At 52.6% G+C, this 20,276-nt stretch carries 15 protein-coding genes and 1 rRNA gene; 13 read left to right on the top strand and 3 right to left on the bottom strand.

Annotated features, from left to right (window positions below):
- The 5 genes from rrf to aceK all read left to right on the top strand — a co-directional run.
- Nucleotides 1-90, top strand: a 5S ribosomal RNA gene (gene rrf / locus ABIC79_RS07255); the annotation flags it as partial.
- 292 nt (nucleotides 91-382) lie between these two features.
- The gene (gene metA, locus ABIC79_RS07260; RefSeq protein WP_013577392.1) at nucleotides 383-1,312 is read left to right on the top strand and encodes a homoserine O-acetyltransferase MetA; all 930 of its coding nucleotides are present in this window, start codon (nucleotides 383-385) and stop codon (nucleotides 1,310-1,312) included.
- 374 nt (nucleotides 1,313-1,686) lie between these two features.
- Nucleotides 1,687-3,285 (top strand): malate synthase A, encoded by a 1,599-nt coding sequence (gene aceB, locus ABIC79_RS07265; protein WP_119262163.1) that lies wholly within the window; start codon nucleotides 1,687-1,689, stop codon nucleotides 3,283-3,285.
- 40 nt (nucleotides 3,286-3,325) lie between these two features.
- Nucleotides 3,326-4,648, top strand: coding sequence for an isocitrate lyase (aceA, locus tag ABIC79_RS07270; protein WP_013577390.1), 1,323 nt, complete (start codon nucleotides 3,326-3,328; stop codon nucleotides 4,646-4,648).
- 52 nt (nucleotides 4,649-4,700) lie between these two features.
- On the top strand, nucleotides 4,701-6,413 hold the full coding sequence (aceK, locus tag ABIC79_RS07275; protein ID WP_126125251.1) for a bifunctional isocitrate dehydrogenase kinase/phosphatase: 1,713 nt from the start codon (nucleotides 4,701-4,703) through the stop codon (nucleotides 6,411-6,413).
- Nucleotides 6,414-6,458: 45 nt separating this feature from the next.
- On the opposite strand, the gene iclR is transcribed toward aceK, so the two are convergent.
- On the bottom strand, nucleotides 6,459-7,301 hold the full coding sequence (iclR, locus tag ABIC79_RS07280) for a glyoxylate bypass operon transcriptional repressor IclR (RefSeq protein ID WP_013577388.1): 843 nt from the start codon (nucleotides 7,299-7,301) through the stop codon (nucleotides 6,459-6,461).
- A gap of 247 nt (nucleotides 7,302-7,548) precedes the next feature.
- Between iclR and metH the strand changes: the two genes are divergently transcribed.
- Entirely contained in the window at nucleotides 7,549-11,250 is a 3,702-nt protein-coding gene (gene metH / locus ABIC79_RS07285; RefSeq protein ID WP_354566696.1) for a methionine synthase, read from the top strand.
- 149 nt (nucleotides 11,251-11,399) lie between these two features.
- Here metH and ABIC79_RS07290 read toward each other — a convergent pair whose 3' ends face one another.
- Nucleotides 11,400-12,110, bottom strand: a complete 711-nt coding sequence (locus ABIC79_RS07290) for a UTRA domain-containing protein (protein ID WP_153376136.1) — start codon at nucleotides 12,108-12,110, stop codon at nucleotides 11,400-11,402.
- Between the two features lie 204 nt (nucleotides 12,111-12,314).
- Here ABIC79_RS07290 and ABIC79_RS07295 point away from each other — a divergent pair, with 204 nt between their 5' ends.
- From ABIC79_RS07295 to ABIC79_RS07325, 7 genes are all read left to right on the top strand, one after another.
- A complete protein-coding gene (locus tag ABIC79_RS07295; RefSeq protein WP_013577385.1) occupies nucleotides 12,315-13,373 on the top strand; it encodes an ABC transporter substrate-binding protein in 1,059 nt (352 codons plus the stop codon).
- A gap of 81 nt (nucleotides 13,374-13,454) precedes the next feature.
- Complete coding sequence (locus ABIC79_RS07300) at nucleotides 13,455-14,252, top strand: alkaline phosphatase family protein (protein ID WP_013577384.1); 798 nt, start codon at nucleotides 13,455-13,457, stop codon at nucleotides 14,250-14,252.
- Between the two features lie 26 nt (nucleotides 14,253-14,278).
- Complete coding sequence (locus tag ABIC79_RS07305) at nucleotides 14,279-15,121, top strand: ABC transporter permease (protein WP_037034946.1); 843 nt, start codon at nucleotides 14,279-14,281, stop codon at nucleotides 15,119-15,121.
- 22 nt (nucleotides 15,122-15,143) lie between these two features.
- Nucleotides 15,144-15,929 carry an ABC transporter permease gene (locus ABIC79_RS07310; RefSeq protein ID WP_013577382.1) on the top strand — a complete coding sequence of 262 codons (786 nt, stop codon included), beginning with the start codon at nucleotides 15,144-15,146 and terminating at the stop codon, nucleotides 15,927-15,929.
- Between the two features lie 2 nt (nucleotides 15,930-15,931).
- Nucleotides 15,932-16,924, top strand: coding sequence for an ABC transporter ATP-binding protein (locus tag ABIC79_RS07315; protein ID WP_013577381.1), 993 nt, complete (start codon nucleotides 15,932-15,934; stop codon nucleotides 16,922-16,924).
- A complete protein-coding gene (locus ABIC79_RS07320; protein ID WP_112197686.1) occupies nucleotides 16,921-17,577 on the top strand; it encodes an HAD family hydrolase in 657 nt (218 codons plus the stop codon). Before ABIC79_RS07315 ends, ABIC79_RS07320 begins: the two co-directional genes overlap by 4 nt.
- 15 nt (nucleotides 17,578-17,592) lie before the next feature.
- Nucleotides 17,593-19,245, top strand: a complete 1,653-nt coding sequence (locus tag ABIC79_RS07325) for a Na/Pi cotransporter family protein (protein ID WP_013577379.1) — start codon at nucleotides 17,593-17,595, stop codon at nucleotides 19,243-19,245.
- A gap of 64 nt (nucleotides 19,246-19,309) precedes the next feature.
- Here the strand turns inward: ABIC79_RS07325 and panS are convergent, their stop codons facing one another.
- On the bottom strand, nucleotides 19,310-20,227 hold the full coding sequence (gene panS / locus ABIC79_RS07330; protein ID WP_037034948.1) for a ketopantoate/pantoate/pantothenate transporter PanS: 918 nt from the start codon (nucleotides 20,225-20,227) through the stop codon (nucleotides 19,310-19,312).
- Nucleotides 20,228-20,276 lie beyond the last annotated feature (49 nt).

Raw genomic sequence — 20,276 nt, forward strand, 5'->3', positions numbered from 1 at the left:
ACCTGACCCCATGCCGAACTCAGAAGTGAAACGCCGTAGCGCCGATGGTAGTGTGGGGTCTCCCCATGCGAGAGTAGGGAACTGCCAGGCATCAAATAAGTGGAAAGCCCCGTACAAAAGTACGGGGCTTTTTGCTATGCGGAATTTGAAATGCTCTGTACATTATCTATCCTAAAAACCGTCAGGATCCACAACTTAACTCGCCGTTTTTATCTCTCCTGCGCCCTGAACTGCTCTCCTTTATAACCAGACCGTCTAAATTAGTAGCTTAAGCTGAAACATTTTCACTTACCGCTTGCAGGCTCGACATCTCAATCAAAACCCGTTATCTTCGGCTATCTAGAAGTCTAAACGTATAAATGGATGTAGTGAGGAAGTTGTTATGCCGATCCGGGTTCCAGATGAATTACCAGCCGTGAATTTCCTGCGCAATGAGAACGTTTTTGTCATGACGTCATCACGTGCGAAAACGCAGGAGATCCGTCCTCTTAAGGTGCTGGTTCTCAACCTGATGCCGAAGAAAATTGAGACCGAAAATCAGTTTTTACGGCTGCTTTCCAACTCTCCTCTGCAGATAGATGTGCAGCTGCTGCGCATTGACAGTCGTGAATCTAAAAACACCCCTGCAGAGCATCTGAATAATTTCTATTGTGACTTTGAAGACATTCAGCATGACAACTATGATGGCCTGATCGTTACCGGTGCGCCTTTAGGATTGGTCGATTTTTGTGATGTAGCATACTGGCCGGAAATTGAGCGCGTGATCCACTGGGCGAAAAAGCATGTAACATCCACACTTTTTGTTTGCTGGGCGGTTCAGGCTGCTCTGAATGTGCTTTATGGACTACCTAAAATGACCCGCGAAGCGAAGCTTTCGGGTGTGTATCCTCATCAGACGCTGCAACCGCTGGCATTACTGACCCGTGGCTTTGATGAAAGCTTCCTGGCACCCCATTCCCGTTATGCAGATTTTCCGGCTGATGTGCTCCGCCAGCACACGGATCTGGAGATCTTTGCTGAATCCGACGAAGCCGGCGCCTATCTCTTTGCGACAAAAGATAAGCGGATGGCTTTTGTGACCGGGCACCCTGAATATGATGCGGGAACGTTGGCAGGAGAGTATCTGCGTGATGTGGCGGCGGGGTTATCACCTGAAATGCCTTACAACTATTTCCCGCAGGATAACGCCGAGCTGGCACCGAAGGCGACCTGGCGAAGCCATGGACATCTGCTGTTCACTAACTGGCTGAATTACTATGTTTATCAGATCACGCCGTTTGATCTGCGCCAGATGAATCCGACACTCGAGTAAATCCCTTTCCGCTTCCAGCAGACGATCTTATCGGTCGTCTGTTTTTCTCCCCTTTTTCTCCCTGCGATCTTTTTTCTGATCTTCTTCCTTCTGCATACATTTTTCTTAGATTCGAAATTCATTCCCATTTTACGGAAAATTTATTTAATTCTATCTAATTGATTAAAAACAGAACTTTTTTAATTTTTAAATAAAATGGAAATCGTTTTTGATTTTATGAAATTACTGATTACGCTTAAATCTATCGGGCAATAAATAACCAGAGAAAAGCCACCTCAGGATCATGAGCGTATCTCGGGTATGTTTTCGACCGTAATAGCATCTGTTCAGTGAGGCGGTCTGGCAGATTAAGCAGATAAATCAGGAGATAAACGATGTCTGAGCAAATTACCCGCAGTCAGCTTGGTTTTACGCGCCGTTTTGGTGAAAACGAAGCGCAAATTCTGACCGAAGAAGCCGTGGATTTTTTATCCGAACTGGTTGTCCGTTTTACCCCGCTGCGAAATCGATTACTGGCCGATCGCATTGCCGTACAGCAGAAGATAGATCAGGGGGTGTTGCCTGATTTTATTTCGGAAACGAATTCCATAAAAAATTCAGATTGGAAGGTACGGGGCATTCCGGCTGATTTACTGGATCGCCGGGTAGAAATCACTGGTCCTGTCGAACGCAAGATGGTGATCAATGCGCTGAACGCCAATGTAAAAGTCTTTATGGCGGATTTTGAGGACTCTCTGGCACCGGACTGGCAGAAAGTTATAGAAGGGCAGATTAACTTACGCGATGCGGTGAACGGGAGTATCAGCTACACCAATGAATCCGGGAAAATTTATCAGCTCAAACCTGATCCTGCCGTTCTGATTTGTCGTGTACGTGGCCTGCATTTACCTGAAAAGCATGTGAACTGGCAGGGTGAAGCTATTCCCGGTTCGTTGTTCGATTTCGCTTTGTACTTTTTCCATAACTATCGCGCATTACTGGCAAAAGGCAGTGGCCCCTATTTCTATCTGCCAAAAATGCAGTCTTATCATGAGGCTGACTGGTGGAGCCAGGTCTTCAGTTTTGCCGAGGATTATGCGGGATTGGCGCGGGGCACGATTAAAGCCACGGTGCTGATTGAAACCCTGCCTGCGGTTTTCCAGATGGACGAAATCCTTTACCACTTGCGCGATCACATTGTCGGATTGAACTGTGGTCGCTGGGATTACATCTTCAGTTATATCAAAACGTTGAAGAATCATTCTGACCGTATATTACCTGACCGTCAGTCCGTAACGATGACTCAGCCTTTTCTAAATGCTTATTCCCGGCTGCTGATTAAAACCTGTCACCGGCGTGGAGCATTTGCGATGGGCGGAATGGCAGCCTTTATTCCCAGCAAAGACGTTAAGCGTAACGAGTGGGTGCTGAATAAAGTCCGGACAGATAAAGAGCTGGAAGCGAATAACGGACATGATGGTACCTGGATTGCACACCCTGGGCTGGCTGACACCGTGCTTGAAGTGTTCGATAAAGCGCTGGTCAACCGTTCAAACCAGCTGGATGTACTACGTGAAGAAGATGCCGAAATTACTGCAGAGCAATTACTCGAACCTTGTTCCGGCGAGCGTACTGAAGAGGGAATGCGCGCCAATATTCGCGTCGCAGTGCAATACATTGAAGCCTGGATTTCTGGCAACGGCTGCGTCCCGATTTACGGGTTGATGGAAGATGCTGCCACGGCTGAAATCTCCCGCACATCCATCTGGCAATGGATCCACCACGGCAAAACGCTTAATGACGGACAACCCGTCACCAAGCCGTTATTCCGCCGCATGCTGAACGAAGAAATGCTGGTTATTCAGCAGGAGTTGGGCGAACAACGTTTCAGCGCCGGTCGTTTCACGCAGGCGGCTGCCTTGATGGAAAAAATCACCACACAAGATGAGTTAATCGACTTCCTGACCCTGCCGGGCTATCAGCTGCTGGCCTGATCCTTCTTACCCTACACATAAAAAGACCGGAGTATTTGCCATGAAAACGAACCGTACTCAGCAAATTCAGCAGCTTGAAGAAACGTGGAGCCAACCACGCTGGAAAAATATCACCCGACCTTACACGGCGGCAGAAGTGATCAGCCTGCGAGGTTCAGTCAATCCGGAGTGTACGCTGGCTCAGCACGGAGCCGCCCGCCTGTGGAATTTACTCCACGGCGCATCGCGTAAAGGGTATGTGAATTGCCTCGGCGCGCTGACAGGTGGCCAGGCCTTACAACAGGCAAAAGCGGGTATCGAAGCCATTTATCTCTCGGGATGGCAAGTTGCCGCGGATGCCAATACGGCTTCCAGTATGTATCCCGACCAGTCTTTGTATCCTGTGAATTCGGTGCCTGAAGTTGTGGCGCGGATTAACAACACTTTTCGTCGCGCTGATCAGATCCAGTGGGCCAATAACATTGAGCCCGGGCAGCCTGGCTATACCGACTATTTCCTGCCGATTGTGGCGGACGCTGAAGCCGGTTTTGGTGGCGTACTCAATGCCTTTGAACTGATGAAATCCATGATTGAAGCCGGTGCTGCCGCCGTTCATTTTGAAGATCAGCTTGCTGCGGTGAAGAAGTGCGGGCATATGGGCGGCAAAGTTCTGGTGCCGACACAGGAAGCCGTACAGAAGCTGATTTCCGCGCGTCTTGCCGCCGATGTTCTTGGTGTGCCGACGTTATTGGTGGCACGTACCGATGCCGATGCGGCAGATTTACTGACGTCGGACTGCGACCCGTATGACAGCCAGTTTATTACCGGCGAAAGAACACATGAAGGTTTCTACCGGACGAACGCCGGTATTGAGCAGGCCATCAGTCGCGGTCTGGCGTACGCACCTTATGCCGACGTAGTGTGGTGCGAGACATCGACGCCTGATCTGAAACTGGCTCAGCGTTTTGCTGAGGCCATCCACGCTAAATTCCCGGGCAAATTGCTGGCCTATAACTGTTCGCCATCGTTTAACTGGAAGAAGAATCTCGACGATAAAACCATCGCCAGTTTCCAGGACCAGTTGGCCGCGATGGGTTACCAGTATCAGTTCATTACGCTGGCGGGCATTCACAGCATGTGGTTCAACATGTTCGATCTTGCCCATGCTTATGCACAGGGCGAGGGGATGAAGCACTACGTGGATAAAGTGCAGGAGCCGGAATTTGCGGCCATAGATCGCGGCTATACCTTTGCTTCTCATCAGCAGGAAGTCGGAACCGGCTATTTCGACAAAGTCACCACCATTATTCAGGGCGGTCGCTCCTCGGTCACCGCACTCACCGGCTCTACCGAAGAACAGCAGTTTTCTCCGACGTCACACTGATGCTCATCAGACCTGGTGAAAGCCGGGTCTCTTTCCTCAGGGAGTCGCCACTATGCGTATAGAGCTGTTGATTGCGCAGACTATTTTACAGGGGTTCGACGCCCAGTACGGCCGCTTTCTCGAAGTGACATCGGGGGCGCAGCAGCGCTTTGAAAATGCCGACTGGTCAGCGGTACAGGCAGCGATGAAGCAACGTATCCATTTGTATGACCACCATGTCGGTCTGGTTGTCGCCCAGCTCAAATGCATTACCGGCCAGCGTTTTTATGATGCCGCGTTTCTGATCCGCATAAAGGAATGTTACTCCGGATTACTGCCTGATTATCCGAGGGCTGAAATCGCTGAAAGCTTTTTTAATTCAGTCTATTGCCGGATTTTCAAACATCGCGATCTGACAGCGGACAAACTTTTTATTTTCAGTGAGCAGTCCTCCCGGCGTCAGCAACATTGTGCCCGTCCTTTGTCACGCCTCTACCCGGTTCAGGGTAATTTCTTTGCCACGCTGGTAAAAGTCCTTGATGACCTGCCGGTGCGCTTACCGTGGGAGGATGCGAACCGTGATGTGGATTATATTGCCACTGCATTAAAGCAACGCTTCCCCGCAGAGTGGCTTGCGGATGCTGATATTGAGATCGCTACCGAGATTTTTTATCGCAATAAAGCCGCGTGGATAATCGGCAAAATCAGATGTGCTTCACAGGTATTCCCGCTGTTATTGCCGGTGCATCTCAGTCATCAGAATGAGTTATTTGTTGATGCCTGTCTGACGGAAAGCAACGATGCCAGCATAGTCTTTGGCTTTGCCCGCTCATATTTTATGGTGTATGCCCCGCAGCCCGGTGCGCTGGTTGAATGGTTACGTGAGATTTTACCGGCCAAAACCACGGCTGAGCTGTACAGCGCTATCGGTTGTCAAAAACACGCAAAAACAGAATGTTACCGTGAGCATTTGCACTTTATAGCGCAAACCGACGAGTCTTTTATTATTGCGCCGGGGGTCAAAGGCATGGTCATGCTGGTATTTACCCTGCCTGGCAGTGACCGCGTGTTCAAGGTGATAAAAGATAATTTTGCGCCGCAGAAAGAAGTGACTGAGGCACAGGTCAAAGCCTGCTATCAGTTGGTGAAAGAGCATGACCGCGTCGGGCGGATGGCCGATACCCAGGAATTTGAGCACTTTGTTCTGCCGAAGAAAAACATCAGCCCTGAACTGATGGCTGAACTACAGTGCGAAGTACCTGCCAAGATAGAAGATCTGGGGGACAGCATTGCGCTCCGGCATCTGTATATTGAACGGCGTATGACGCCGCTGAATTTATATCTGGAACAGGCCAGCGATACGCAGCTTCATGACGTGATTGAAGAATACGGCAATGCGATCAAACAACTGGCTGCGGCGAATATCTTCCCCGGCGACATGTTGTTTAAGAATTTTGGCGTGACCCGTCATGGTCGTGTGGTGTTTTATGACTACGATGAAATCTGCTACATGACTGAAGTTAATTTCCGCGATATTCCCGCACCCCGTTACCCGGAGGATGAACTGGCCAGCGAACCCTGGTACAGCATTGCTCCGGGCGATGTTTTCCCGGAAGAATTCCGGCATTTCCTTTGCAGCGACAAACGCCTTGGTCAAATCTTTGAAACGCTACACGACGATTTGTTTAGCGCCGGTTACTGGCGCGGTTTGCAACAGCGTATCCGTGAAGGGCACGTCGAAGATGTTTTTGCGTATCGTCGTTCCCGGCGTTTTAGCCAGCGTTAATTTGCTGAAATCCTCCCGGATAATGGTGGGATTTCAGCATCTTTCTCAGTGTTTTCCACCGCCGTAGGCCTGCGTGATTTCTTTCGCCGCATGAATCACCAGTGCACCCAGTTCCGTCACGCGGTCATCGGTGATTCGTGAAACCGGGCCCGAGATTGAAATCGCCGCATAGGCATCGTTGTGTTCGTCGTAAATGCAGGTTGCCACACAACGCAGTCCGAGCGCATGCTCTTCATCATCAAAGGCATAGCCGCGTTTACGGGTATCCGCCAACTCCTGCTTCAGATTCACAGGAGACGTTTTTGTCAGGGGCGTATAGCTGTGCAGGCCTATTTTATGCAGCAGTTTTGCCAGACGCTCTTCCGGCAACGTCGAAAGAAATGCTTTACCGGCACCCGACGCATGCATCGGTAATTTGCCACCAATCGGCGCGGACATCCTCATCAGGGCATTGCACTGCACCTGATCGATGATGATCGCCTGATAATCACTGTGATCCAGCACCGCCAGATTCACCGTTTCGCCGGATTCTTCCATCAGGCGGCGTAACATCGGATGCACCATTGCCAGTAAATTCCGGCTTTGCAGGAAACTGCTTCCTACGATAAAAGCATGTGAGCCAATGGTCCACAGGCCCAAATCGCCGACCTGACGGACAAATCCCTGCTGTTGCATGGTGGTCAGAAGGCGGTGGGTGGTGGAATTGGGTAAACCCGCCTGCTGGGCGAGATCGGTCAGTGCCACGCTGCCCTGGGCTTCAGCGATATATTCCAGCAACTTAAGGCCACGTGTCAGGGACTGCACCTGCCCGGTCGCTGCGCTGCCGGTTACAGCCGCGGCTTTGGTTTTCTTAGCACGTTTGGCCGGAGCCGTTACGGACGTTGCCATGAGCCTGTTCCTTGTAAGATGCGCCAAAAGCTGGCGAAGAAAAATCATTTTTGGAATTGGTTTTCGTTTTTACAGTATGGATCGCAACCTGCCTTTACGCTCATCCGATGTGTTGCACTGCGTTTGCGGGATGTCTTCCCGAATTGAAAAAGTCTCACGTCGGTGCGGGCTTTTGGCTGAGGAAGGTATGCTAGGATGTTGACCATGATTTCCGGCGCATGAATGAACAATTTGCCGGGTGTGCGTGATGTGTGATGAGGTGAAAGTGACTAATCGAGTTGAGGCGCTACATAAGCAGCTGGCACAGCGCATTTTGGTTCTGGATGGCGGCATGGGCACCATGATCCAAAGCTATCGTCTGGAAGAAGAAGATTACCGTGGTGAGCGTTTTGCTGACTGGGAAAGCGATCTTAAAGGCAATAATGATCTTCTGGTGCTCTCCAAACCCGACGTGATCGTCGAGATCCATAACGGTTATCTTGCTGCTGGTGCAGATATCCTCGAAACCAACACCTTCAACTCCACCACGATTGCAATGGCTGACTACCATATGGAATCGCTGTCGGCTGAAATTAACTATGAAGCTGCGCGGCTGGCGCGTCAATGTGCCGATGCGTGGACCGCCCGTACGCCGGATAAACCGCGTTATGTTGCCGGGGTTTTAGGCCCGACCAACCGGACGGCGTCGATTTCCCCGGATGTTAACGATCCCGCATTTCGTAACGTATCTTTCGATCAGCTGGTTGAAGCCTACCGCGAATCCACCCGGGCACTGATCGAAGGCGGTGCCGATCTGATCATGATCGAAACCGTATTTGACACTCTCAACGCCAAAGCCGCGACGTTCGCAGTAGAAAGTGAATTCGAAGCAATGGGCATCGTATTGCCTGTCATGGTTTCCGGCACGATTACTGATGCTTCCGGCCGCACCTTATCTGGCCAGACAACCGAAGCTTTTTATAACTCGCTGCGTCACGTTAAACCGCTCACCTTTGGCCTTAACTGCGCGCTGGGGCCGGATGAGTTACGTCAGTATGTCGCTGAGTTATCTCGTATTGCAGAATGTTATGTTACCGCGCACCCGAACGCCGGTTTACCTAATGCTTTCGGTGAATACGATCTCGAAGCCAAAGAAATGGCTGAGCATATTGCCGAATGGGCACGCTCGGGCTTTCTGAACATTGTCGGTGGCTGCTGTGGTACCACGCCTGCGCATATCGCGGCGATGGTGAAAGCCGTGGAAGGCGTACCGCCCCGCGCTTTACCGACCATTCCTGTTGCCTGTCGTCTGGCAGGGCTGGAACCGCTGACCATCGATCCACAGACGCTGTTTGTGAACGTCGGTGAACGTACTAATGTGACCGGTTCTGCTCGTTTCAAGCGACTGATTAAAGAAGAAAAGTATGCGGAAGCGCTGGCTGTAGCCCGTCAGCAGGTAGAAAGTGGCGCGCAAATCATCGATATCAACATGGATGAAGGGATGCTCGACGCCGAAGCGGCAATGGTGCGTTTCCTCAGCCTGATTGCCGGTGAACCGGATATCGCCCGTGTGCCGATCATGATCGACTCCTCCAAATGGGATGTTATCGAAAAAGGCCTGAAATGCATTCAGGGCAAGGGGATTGTTAACTCCATTTCCATGAAAGAAGGCGAAGAAGCCTTCCTGCACCACGCCCGTATGGTACGCCGGTACGGCGCGGCCGTTGTGGTCATGGCATTCGATGAAACCGGGCAGGCGGATACCCGCGCCCGCAAAATTGAAATCTGCCGCCGTGCCTACAAGCTGTTGACTGAAAAAGTCGGCTTCCCGCCGGAAGACATCATTTTTGACCCGAATATCTTTGCGGTGGCGACCGGCATTGACGAACACAACAACTACGCCGTCGATTTCATCGAAGCCTGCGCCGATATCAAAGCACAACTGCCGCATGCGCTGATTTCCGGCGGTGTTTCCAATGTTTCATTCTCTTTCCGCGGTAACGAACCGGTACGTGAAGCCATTCATGCCGTCTTCCTGTATCACGCCATCCGCAACGGTATGGATATGGGCATCGTCAACGCCGGTCAGTTGGCGATTTATGATGATTTACCGGCTGAACTGCGCGACGCCGTCGAAGATGTGATCCTCAACCGCCGCGATGATGGTACTGAGCGCCTGCTTGAACTGGCTGAAAAATACCGTGGCAGCAAGGACGATGGAGAAGCGAATAAGCAGCAGGCGGAATGGCGCAGTTGGGACGTGAAAAAACGCCTCGAATACTCGCTGGTGAAAGGCATTACCGAATTTATCGAACTGGATACCGAAGAGTGCCGTCAGCTGGCCGCGCGTCCTATCGAAGTGATCGAAGGCCCGCTGATGGACGGTATGAACGTCGTCGGCGACCTGTTTGGTGCCGGTAAAATGTTCCTGCCGCAAGTGGTGAAATCCGCGCGCGTGATGAAACAGGCCGTGGCCTATCTGGAGCCATACATTGAAGCCAGCAAGGAAAAGGGCCAGACCAACGGCAAAATCCTGCTGGCCACGGTCAAAGGCGATGTCCATGACATCGGTAAAAACATCGTTGGCGTGGTGCTGCAATGTAATAACTACGAGATTATCGATCTCGGTGTAATGGTGCCGACGGACAAAATCCTGAAAACCGCCATCGAAGAAAACGTCGATATCATCGGGCTTTCCGGGCTGATTACGCCGTCACTCGATGAAATGGTCAACGTCGCGAAAGAAATGGAGCGGCGTGGTTTTACCATGCCGTTGCTGATTGGCGGCGCAACCACATCGAAAGCGCACACTGCGGTGAAAATCGAAAAAAATTACAGTGGTGTGACCTGCTACGTGCAAAACGCCTCGCGTTCTGTCGGCGTGGTGTCTGCGTTGCTGTCAAAAGATCAGCGGGACGCGTTTATCGAACGTACACGTAAAGAGTACGACACTGTACGTATCCAGCATGGTCGTAAAAAGCCGCGCACGCCGCCAGTGAGTCTTGAAGTGGCCCGCGACAACGCTACTTTTATCGATTGGGAAGCTTACACGCCACCAGTGGCCCATCGTCTTGGCATCCAGAAAGTCGAAGCCAGCATTGAAACACTGCGCAATTACATCGACTGGACGCCGTTCTTCATGACCTGGTCGCTGGCAGGTAAATATCCGCGCATTCTTGAAGATGAAGTTGTCGGCGAAGAAGCGAAACGCCTGTTCAAAGATGCCAATGACCTGCTCGATAAACTTTGCGCTGAGAAATTGCTCAACCCACGCGGCGTCGTCGGCCTCTTCCCGGCAAACCGCAAAGGCGATGACATCGAAATCTACAGCGATGAACGCCGCGAAGACGTGCTGGTGGTCAGCCATCATCTGCGTCAGCAAACGGAAAAAACCGATTTCGCCAACTATTGCCTGGCTGACTTTGTCGCACCGAAATCCAGCGGCAAGAAAGATTACATGGGGGCATTTGCTGTAACCGGCGGGCTGGAGGAGGATGCGCTGGCCGAGGCGTATGACAAACAGCATGATGATTACAATAAAATCATGATCAAGGCGCTGGCTGACCGTCTGGCAGAAGCGTTTGCGGAATACCTGCATGAGAAAGTGCGCAAGGTGTATTGGGGTTTTGCCGCCAACGAGAATCTGAGCAACGAAGAGCTGATCCGCGAGAATTATCAGGGAATACGTCCGGCGCCCGGTTACCCGGCCTGTCCTGAACACACTGAAAAGGGGCAAATCTGGAAGCTGCTGGATGTGGAAGCCAATACCGGTATGCAACTGACCGAATCCTTTGCGATGTGGCCGGGTGCTGCGGTGTCAGGCTGGTATTTCAGCCACCCTGACAGCAAATACTTCGCCGTGGCACAGATCCAGCGTGATCAGGTCGAAGATTACGCGGTACGTAAAAATATGCCAGTCGCCGAAGTGGAGCGCTGGCTGGCGCCGAACTTAGGTTACGACGCCGACTAATACCCGTCATCCTTCAAGTTGACTCTGCGTTGGCTGCCATCACGAACCCCAGTCACTTACTTCAGTAAGCTCCTGGGGTTCATTCAGTTGCCGCCTTAATTCATCTCGAATGATTTAGGGTATCCCATCGGTGTTTTTTTCCACTTAAATCAACTCACTTCCACATCAATGTGCAGCGCGTCATAGCGCCAGTATTCTAAATCGCAGTCGATGACCCGGTCATGCTGGTCACGGTTGGTCCGCGTAATAAACAACGCCGGGCTACCGGGAGCCACTTTCAGTGCATGTGACGCCTCTTCAGGCAGCAATGTCGGCACCATGTCGAAACGCACGCGTCCGTAATGGATGTCATAGCGGGATGCGTACAAATCAGTCAGCGATGTCGTGAGATCCGCGTCAAGAATGCCCTGAAAATACAGAGGATTAAGATAGTGCTCGACGTACAAAACCGGGCGGTTATCGATATAACGCAACCGCCGGATGCAAATGACCTCACTCTCTGACGGCAACAATAACTTCTGACACACCGTATCGCTGGCAATACAGTGCTTCGCATTAATCACTGTGGTCTTTGCGCTGCGCCCCTGATCTTTCGCCATTGCGTGAAAGTGACTTCTTTGCAGCGGGTTGTAGACAATGCGTGGCGGGGAAACAAACCAGCCCCGGCGTACTTCCCGGTAAATCAGACCCTGGGCCTCAAGCTGGCTCAATGCTTCCCGTAATGTAATACGGGTAGTGGAAAACTGTTCACTCAACGTGCGCTCAGAAGGCAGCCTTCCCTCGGCAGAAAATGCCCCGGCCGCAATACTTTCGCTTAATGCCTTGCAGATAACGGCAAGGGTAGTCTGCGATTCACTCATCGGTCAGCAAGCCTCATTTCAGTGCGTTTTTGCACCAATCTGAACTTTCATCGTGTAAATAATGTGCGCTTGTTAACAGCGATAAGCTTAAAACTGCTGCTTTTTCGCGCTGACATATAATTATCACAATTGAGCGTTAGATTGGCTTGGTTCTTGCTGGACTAGACCAGCACTTCACACACACTACCATCCGGAGCATCCGTTATGAAACAGTTGTTCGCTTCTGTGTTAACCAGCGCGCTTGTCCTCTCCGCTTCATCGGCATTTGCCGCTGAACCTCCTGCTGCACTCCTGAAAGCGGCACAAGCCGAAGGAACGGTAAACAGTGTCGGTATGCCTGATGACTGGGCGAACTGGAAAGGAACCTGGAGTGATCTGAGCACCAAGTATGGCCTGAAACATAGCGATACCGATATGAGTTCGGCACAGGAGATCGCGAAATTCCTGGCAGAAAAAGACAATGCCAGTGCTGATATTGGCGACGTGGGTGCAGCTTTTGGACCCGTTGCCGTGCAAAAAGGCGTGACTCAGCCCTATAAACCGACCACCTGGGATCAGGTACCAGACTGGGCAAAAGATAAAGAGGGTATGTGGGCACTTGCTTATACCGGCACTATCGCCTTCATCATTGATAAATCGCAGGTGAAAGATGAGCCACACAGCTGGGCTGATCTGCTAAACAGCAAATACAAAGTGACTATCGGTGACGTGAGCACCGCAGCGCAGGCCGCAAATGGCGTGCTGGCGGCAACTTACGCGATGGGCGGCAATGAAAAGGACCTGAAACCAGGTCTGGAATATTTTGGCAAACTGGCGAAAGCAGGGCGTCTGAGCCTGACTAACCCGGTCATCGCGTCTCTGGAAAAAGGTGAAGTGCAGGTTGGCGTAGTCTGGGACTTCAACGGTCTGAGCTATCGCGACAAAATCGACAAAACCCGCTTCGACGTGGTGATCCCATCTGATGGCACTATCACGTCCGGTTACACCACGATCATCAACAAATTCGCCAAACATCCGAACGCCGCCAAACTGGCGCGTGAATACATCTTCTCTGATGCCGGTCAGATCAATCTGGCACAAGGCTATGCCCGTCCAATCCGTGCCGATCACATCACGCTGCCAGACGATGCAAAAGCCAAACTGTTGCCTTCCAGCGAATACAAAAATGCGCACCCGATTGCAGATCCGGCTGCCTGGGATAAGAGCGCGAAAACCTTGCCGCGTCTGTGGCAGGAAAACGTCATGATCAACATGCAGCAGTAATTGATTAAAAAATAAGAAAAACCGGACAGCGAAAGCATTGGTTAATAACAACACCTGTAAGAAATGAAAGGTATACATGGTATGAAGAGCATTCTGGTAGTACTCGACGGGCTGAATTATCAGGTCGGCCGCGACGCAATGGGTTATCTGCAAGCCCAGTGTGCCGCAGGACGCGGCCGCTTGTATCAACTGGAATGCGAATTGCCTTCGCTGTCCCGGCCACTTTATGAATGCATTCTCACCGGTATCACGCCGGTGGTGAGTGGCATTGTTCACAACCACGTTGACCGGTTATCGACTCAACGTAGTATTTTCCACTATGCCCGCGACGCTGGCCTGACGACGGCTGCTGCGGCTTATCACTGGGTCAGCGAGCTGTATAACCGCACGCCGTTTGACCCGCCGCGTGACCGCCACACCAGCGATGACTCGCTGACTATCCAGCACGGCCATTTTTATTACGATGATAGTTACCCTGATTCGCATCTGTTCGATGACGCCGAAAGCCTGCGTCGTCGTCATGATCCCGACTTCCTGCTGATCCACCCGATGAACATTGATGATGCCGGGCATAAATTTGGCCTGTCGACGCCCCAATACCGCAACAAAGCACGCACCGCAGACGGCATCCTGTCGCGCTATCTGGGCGACTGGCTGGACGCCGGTTATCAGGTGATCGTGACTGCGGATCACGGTATGAATGATGACCGCAGCCACGGCGGTATTTTGCCGGAGGAGCGTCAGGTGCCGCTGTTCGTCTTCGGCAGTGCGTTCAGCTTCAAAGAGGCCGCACCGTTGCAGACGGAGTTATGCGGAACTGTTTGTCAGATCCTCAATATTGCCCACGACAAGCCACATTGCGCGGCATTACTGGCCTGAATCCCGTCACTTTTAGAGGATACCCGATGAAAGCTAAGTGGATTGCGGCGTTGTTTATGCTGCCGTTTCTGGTGTTTTTCATCGCTTTTCAGCTGGCGCCGCTGACATGGATTGCGGTGAGCAGCTTTTACAGCGAAACCTATGAAGCCTGGGGACTGGGCAATTACACCGACATTCTGACATCACCGTTCTATTTACAGGCTATGCGTTTCTCACTGGATATTTCCATCTGGTCGAGTTTATACGGTTTGCTTATTGCGTTAGTGGGTAGTTACTCACTTCGCCAGCTTGGCCCGACAAAGCTGCACGACTTTGTGATGTCGTTTACTAACATGACCAGCAACTTTGCGGGCGTACCGCTGGCCTTCGCCTTCGTTATCCTGCTTGGCCTGAATGGTTGTCTGACGCTGCTGCTGAAAAAATATGGCCTGATGGAACACTTCGACCTCTATTCAAAAGACGGCCTGATTGTGCTCTATACCTATTTCCAGATCCCGCTCGGCGTGTTGCTGATGTATCCGGCATTTGATGCGTTACGGGAGGACTGGCGCGAGTCAGCGGCCTTGCTGGGCGCGGGACGCTGGCGTTACTGGCGTCATATCGGTATTCCGGTACTGTTCCCGGCCTTGCTCGGCACCTTCGTTATTTTGCTCGCCAATGCCCTTGGCGCGTATGCCACGGTGTATGCGCTGACCACCGGTAACTTTAACGTGGTGCCGGTGCGTATCGCGGCGTTGGTCTCGGGGGATATTTCTCTCGATCCGAATATGGGCAGCGCGCTGGCGATGTTGCTGGTGGTGCTGATGGCCTTTATCACGCTGATCCATCAGTGGTTATTGCGTAAAAGTTATCTCAGTCAGCGCAGCTGACGGGCAGAAAAAGGAACGTAAGATGTCGCGGTCTGAAGCAATTTACCACCGTGTGGTGATCTGGATTTTACTGATTGTCCTGATGTTGCCGCTGCTGGCGACGCTGGTCTATGCGCTGGTGCTGGAATGGGGGGCGACCATTTTACCGAGCGGCTTTACGCTGAAATGGCTGGTGGAACTGTGGAGCGATCCGCGCTTCCTGATTGCGCTCTGGCATTCGCTGCTGGTGTGTTTCGGCACACTTTTTCTGTCGCTGGTGCTGATCCTGCCACTAATGTTTGTGATTGCTTACTATTTCCCTAAGCTCGATGCACTGATGAACATCCTGATCCTGCTGCCGTTCGCCGTGCCGCCGGTGGTGTCATCGGTGGGCCTGATGCAACTCTATTCCGCTGAACCGCTGGCGCTCACCGGTACGCCGTGGATCCTGATTGGCTGTTACTTCACCATCGCGCTGCCGTTTATCTATCGCGCTATTTCTAACAACATGCAGGCGATCAACCTGCGTGACCTGATGGATGCTGCACATCTGCTCGGTGCCAGCACCTGGAAAGCGGCGCTGCTGGTGGTTTTGCCTAACTTACGCAAAGGCGGAATGATTGCCGTCCTGCTGTCGTTTTCCTTCCTGATCGGGGAGTTTGTGTTCGCCAATCTGCTGGCGGGCAGCCGTTATGAAACGGTTCAGGTTTACCTCTATAACATGCGTAATGGCAGCGGCCATTTTACCAGCGCATTGGTCATCTCCTATTTCATGGTCGTCCTGATTTTCACCTGGGTGGCGAACATGCTGAACAAAGGAAAGAGCTGATTATGTCGTATTTGCAGGTTACTCAACTCAACAAGTCTTACGGTCCGACGCAGATTTTCAACAACATCGATTTCTCAGCAGAAGAGGGAGAATTCGTCACACTGCTGGGGCCAAGCGGCTGCGGAAAATCCACGCTGCTGCGCTGTCTGGCCGGTCTGACTTCCGTCGACAGCGGAAAAATTCTGATTCAGGGGCAGGATATTGTGCCGCTGCCGCCACAACAGCGCGGCATCGGCATGGTCTTCCAGAGCTATGCGCTGTTTCCTAATATGACGGTTGAAGCCAATGTCGCGTTCGGCCTGAAAATGCAAAAGATACCGGCGTCAGAGCTGCACCGGCGCGTCGGTGAAGTACTGGAACTGGTGGAAATGAACGATTACGCAAAACGTTATCCGCATCAGCTTTCCGGTGGTCAGTGTCAGCGTGTGGCACTGGCGCGTTCACTGGTTACGCAGCCGCGCCTGTTGCTGCTCGACGAACCCCTTTCCGCGCTCGATGCCCGTATCCGTAAGCATCTGCGTGAGCAAATCCGCCGTATTCAGCGTGAAATGAATCTGACGGCGATTTTCGTGACCCACGATCAGGAAGAAGCGCTGACCATGTCCGACCGGATTGTGCTGATGAACAAAGGGCAAATCGTCCAAAATGCCGATGCCGAAACCCTGTATACTGAACCGGTGGATGCGTTTGCTGCGGGCTTTATCGGCAGCTACAACCTGCTAAGCCCTGAACAGGCGATGGCGCTGACCGGCATAACTTACACGGGCCGTGTCGCCATCCGTCCGGAGTCGGTCACAATATGCGAGCTGATTGAAGGTATTCCGGCTAAAATTATCAGCCACAGTCTGCTTGGCAACGTCGTGCGTTATCGCGTTTTAGCACACGGAGTTGAGCTTTCTGTGGATGTCTTAAACCGTTCTGTGGCCTCACTTCGCGCCGATGGCAGCGATATTGGTCTACAGTTAGATCTTGTTACGTTACGGGAAGTTGCATGAAACTGGCGCTGTTTGATCTCGATGAAACCCTGATTAGCGGCGACTGTTCGAGTTTGTGGTCAGCCTACATGGTGGCAAATGGCTGGGTGGCCGATGAGCAGGCTTTTCTGCAACAAGATGCCGCGCTGATGCAGCAATATGCTATCGGTCAGATGGATATGCAGGAGTACATGCGTTGTACTTTGGTGCCGCTGTCCGGCCGCAGTCAACGTGATGTCGCGGCGATGGTCGCGAATTATATTCAGGATGTGATTGCCCCGCGTGTTTACACGCAGGCGCGTGAGTGTCTGGCTGCTCACCGTGCACAGGGCGACCGGACGGTAATTATTTCCGCGTCCGGTGAACATCTGGTGCAGCCGATTGCCCGTTTTCTCGGTGTTGATGAAACGCTGGCGATTGGTGTTGAAATGAAAGACGGGCGTTTTACCGGCGCCACACGAGGGACGATGACCTATCGCGAGGGAAAAGTCTCGCGGTTGCTGGAGCTCATCAATCAGGACGCATCCCTTTTGCAATCAGCCAGTTTTTATTCTGATTCCCATAATGATCTGCCGTTGCTGACCCGCGTGGGCCAGCCGGTGGCGGTGAATCCAGACGCTATCCTGCTCCAGCACGCCCGGCAGGCAGGATGGCCGGTCTATGCCTGGCGTTAATGGAGCTGTTCTTTCGTGTTAACCCTTTTGCATTTGTTGTCTGCTATTTCTCTGCTCGTATGGGGTACGCACATCGTGCGTACCGGCATCATGCGTGTCTTTGGCGCCAATCTGCGCCGTGTTCTGAGTAACAGTGTCGAGAAAAAACCGCTGGCGTTTGTGGCGGGCATTGGCGTTACTGCGCTGGTGCAAAGCAGTAATGCTACCGCGCTGCTGGTCACGTCGTTTGTATCGCAGGGGCTGGTAGCCCTGGCTCCGGCACTGGTGATTATTCTCGGTGCAGATGTCGGGACCGCCGTGATGGCGCGTATCCTGACCTTCGATCTCTCCTGGCTTTCTCCGCTGCTGATTTTCGTCGGTGTCGCGTTCTTCCTCAGCCGTAAACAGACCCGCGCGGGGCAAATGGGCCGTGTCGGTATCGGGCTGGGGCTGATTTTACTGGCGCTGGAGCTGATTGTGGGCGCCGCGACGCCGATCATGCAGGCCTCCGGCGTTAAAGTTTTATTCTCGTCCCTGACCGGTGATGTGCTGCTCGATGCCCTGACCGGCGCAGTGTTTGCCATCATCAGTTATTCCAGTCTGGCGGCGGTGTTGCTGACGGCAACCCTTGCCGCGACCGGCGTGATTTCGCTTAAAGTGTCACTTTGTCTGGTCATCGGTGCCAACCTCGGCAGCGGGCTGCTGGCGATGATTAACGCCAGTAAAATGAATGCCGCCGGTCGCCGCGTGGCGCTCGGCAGTACGCTGTTTAAACTGATTGGTTTGGTGATTGTGCTGCCGTTTGTCGGACTGTTGTCGACGCAACTGGCGCGGCTTGGCATTCCGGATGAAGAACTGGTGATCTACTTCCACATGTTCTACAACCTGATCCGTTGTCTGGCGATGGTGCCGCTGACGGCGCCGATGGCGAAGGTTTGCGAGATGATGATTGCCGATGTGCCTGAAGATGATCCCCGTCTGCGTCCGCGCCATCTGGATGTCAGCGCAATTGATACCCCGACGCTGGCGCTGGCCAATGCCGCCCGTGAAACCTTGCGCATGGGCGACGTGGTCGAACATATGCTGATCCTCAACCGGGAAGTGATGCACGGTAAACTGGCACAGGATCGCGAAGTGCGGCGTCTCGACGATGACGTTGATGTGCTCTATACCGCCATCAAGCTGTATCTGGCGCAAATCAACAAGGAAGGACTTGGCGAAGATGATTCCCGCCGCTGGGCTGAAATCATCGAAATGGCGCTGAACCTCGAACAGGCCGGTGACATTATCGAGCGCATGACCGGCGATATCACCGCCAAATCCCACGCTACCCGACGCGCGTTCTCGCCGGAAGGACTGGTGGAGCTGGATGCCTTACATGAGAAATTGCAGGATAACCTGCGCCTGAGTCTGGGCGTTTTCCTGTCGAACGATCTGACCAGTGCGCGCCGTCTGCGCCGCTCCAAACACCGTTTCCGCATTCTCGACCGCCGTTATGCGCATGCGCACGTCGATCGCCTGCATCAGCATAATGTGCAGAGTATCGAAACCAGCTCGCTGCACCTCGGGTTGCTGGGGGATATGAAACGTCTGAACTCACTGTTCTGTGCAGTGGCCTATAACGTGCTGGATCAGGATGAGCAGGAAGATGAGCAGCGCGAACCGAATGATGATGTGCAACGGGTGTAGGACGAATCAAAACGGGCGCTGAGGAAGGCGCCCGTTTCTTTTCATCTTCTTTTTAGTCTGGAAATCAGTCTTTTTTGACCGGCTTACCGGACCAGTAACCGGCCAGCAAAGAACCTGACAGATTGTGCCATACCGAGAACAACGCGCCCGGCAGTGCGGCCAGCGGGGTGAAATAGATTTTCCCCAGCGTCGCGGCTAAACCTGAATTCTGCATCCCGACTTCCATCGCCAGCGTGCGGCAGGTGGTTTCATCAAAGCCAAACAGTTTCCCGCCCCAGTAACCGCTCAGCAGACCGATGCCGTTGTGCAGGATCACCGCCACAATCACGATCAGCCCCACAGAACCGATAAAGCCCTGACTGCCCGCCACCACGGCGCTGATAATCGCCACGATGCAGACCATCGAGAACAGCGGCAGCAGCGGTTCGATACGTTTCACGGTTTTGGTGAACAGATGATGAATGATCAGACCGGCCAGAATCGGGATCACCACGATCTGCAAAATGCTCAGCAGCATCCCTTCCACATCTACCTTGATATGCGTATCGACATACAGACGCGTCAGCAGTGGCGTGGCGAAAACGCCGACCAGCGTGGAAACTGCTGAAATCGTCACGGAAAGCGCGACATCTCCTTTCGCAAGATAAATCATCACGTTAGAGGCTGTACCGCTGGCAACGCTGCCCACCAGAATCATTCCCGCCGATAAATCTGCCGGCATATGGAACAGTTTTGCCAGCACCCACGCCGCCAGCGGCATGATCAGATAATGCAGGAACGTGGCGGCAGCAACCGGGCCAGGTCGGGAAAGCACGCGTTTGAAATCACCGAATTCGAGAGTGACACCCATCGCGAACATAATCAGCATCAGCAGGGTAGAAACATGCGGGCCGATCGGCGTGAACGTACCGGGCGAGTAATAGGCCGCGACGGATAACAGCACGGCCCACAACGGGAACAGGCGGGTTATTTTGGCTAACATTGAGGTGATCCTTGTCTTTGTTGTTTGCAAAAGTACAGACAAAAAAAGA

The organism is Rahnella sp. 2050 (assembly GCF_040544515.1).
Lineage (GTDB): Bacteria > Pseudomonadota > Gammaproteobacteria > Enterobacterales > Enterobacteriaceae > Rahnella > Rahnella aceris.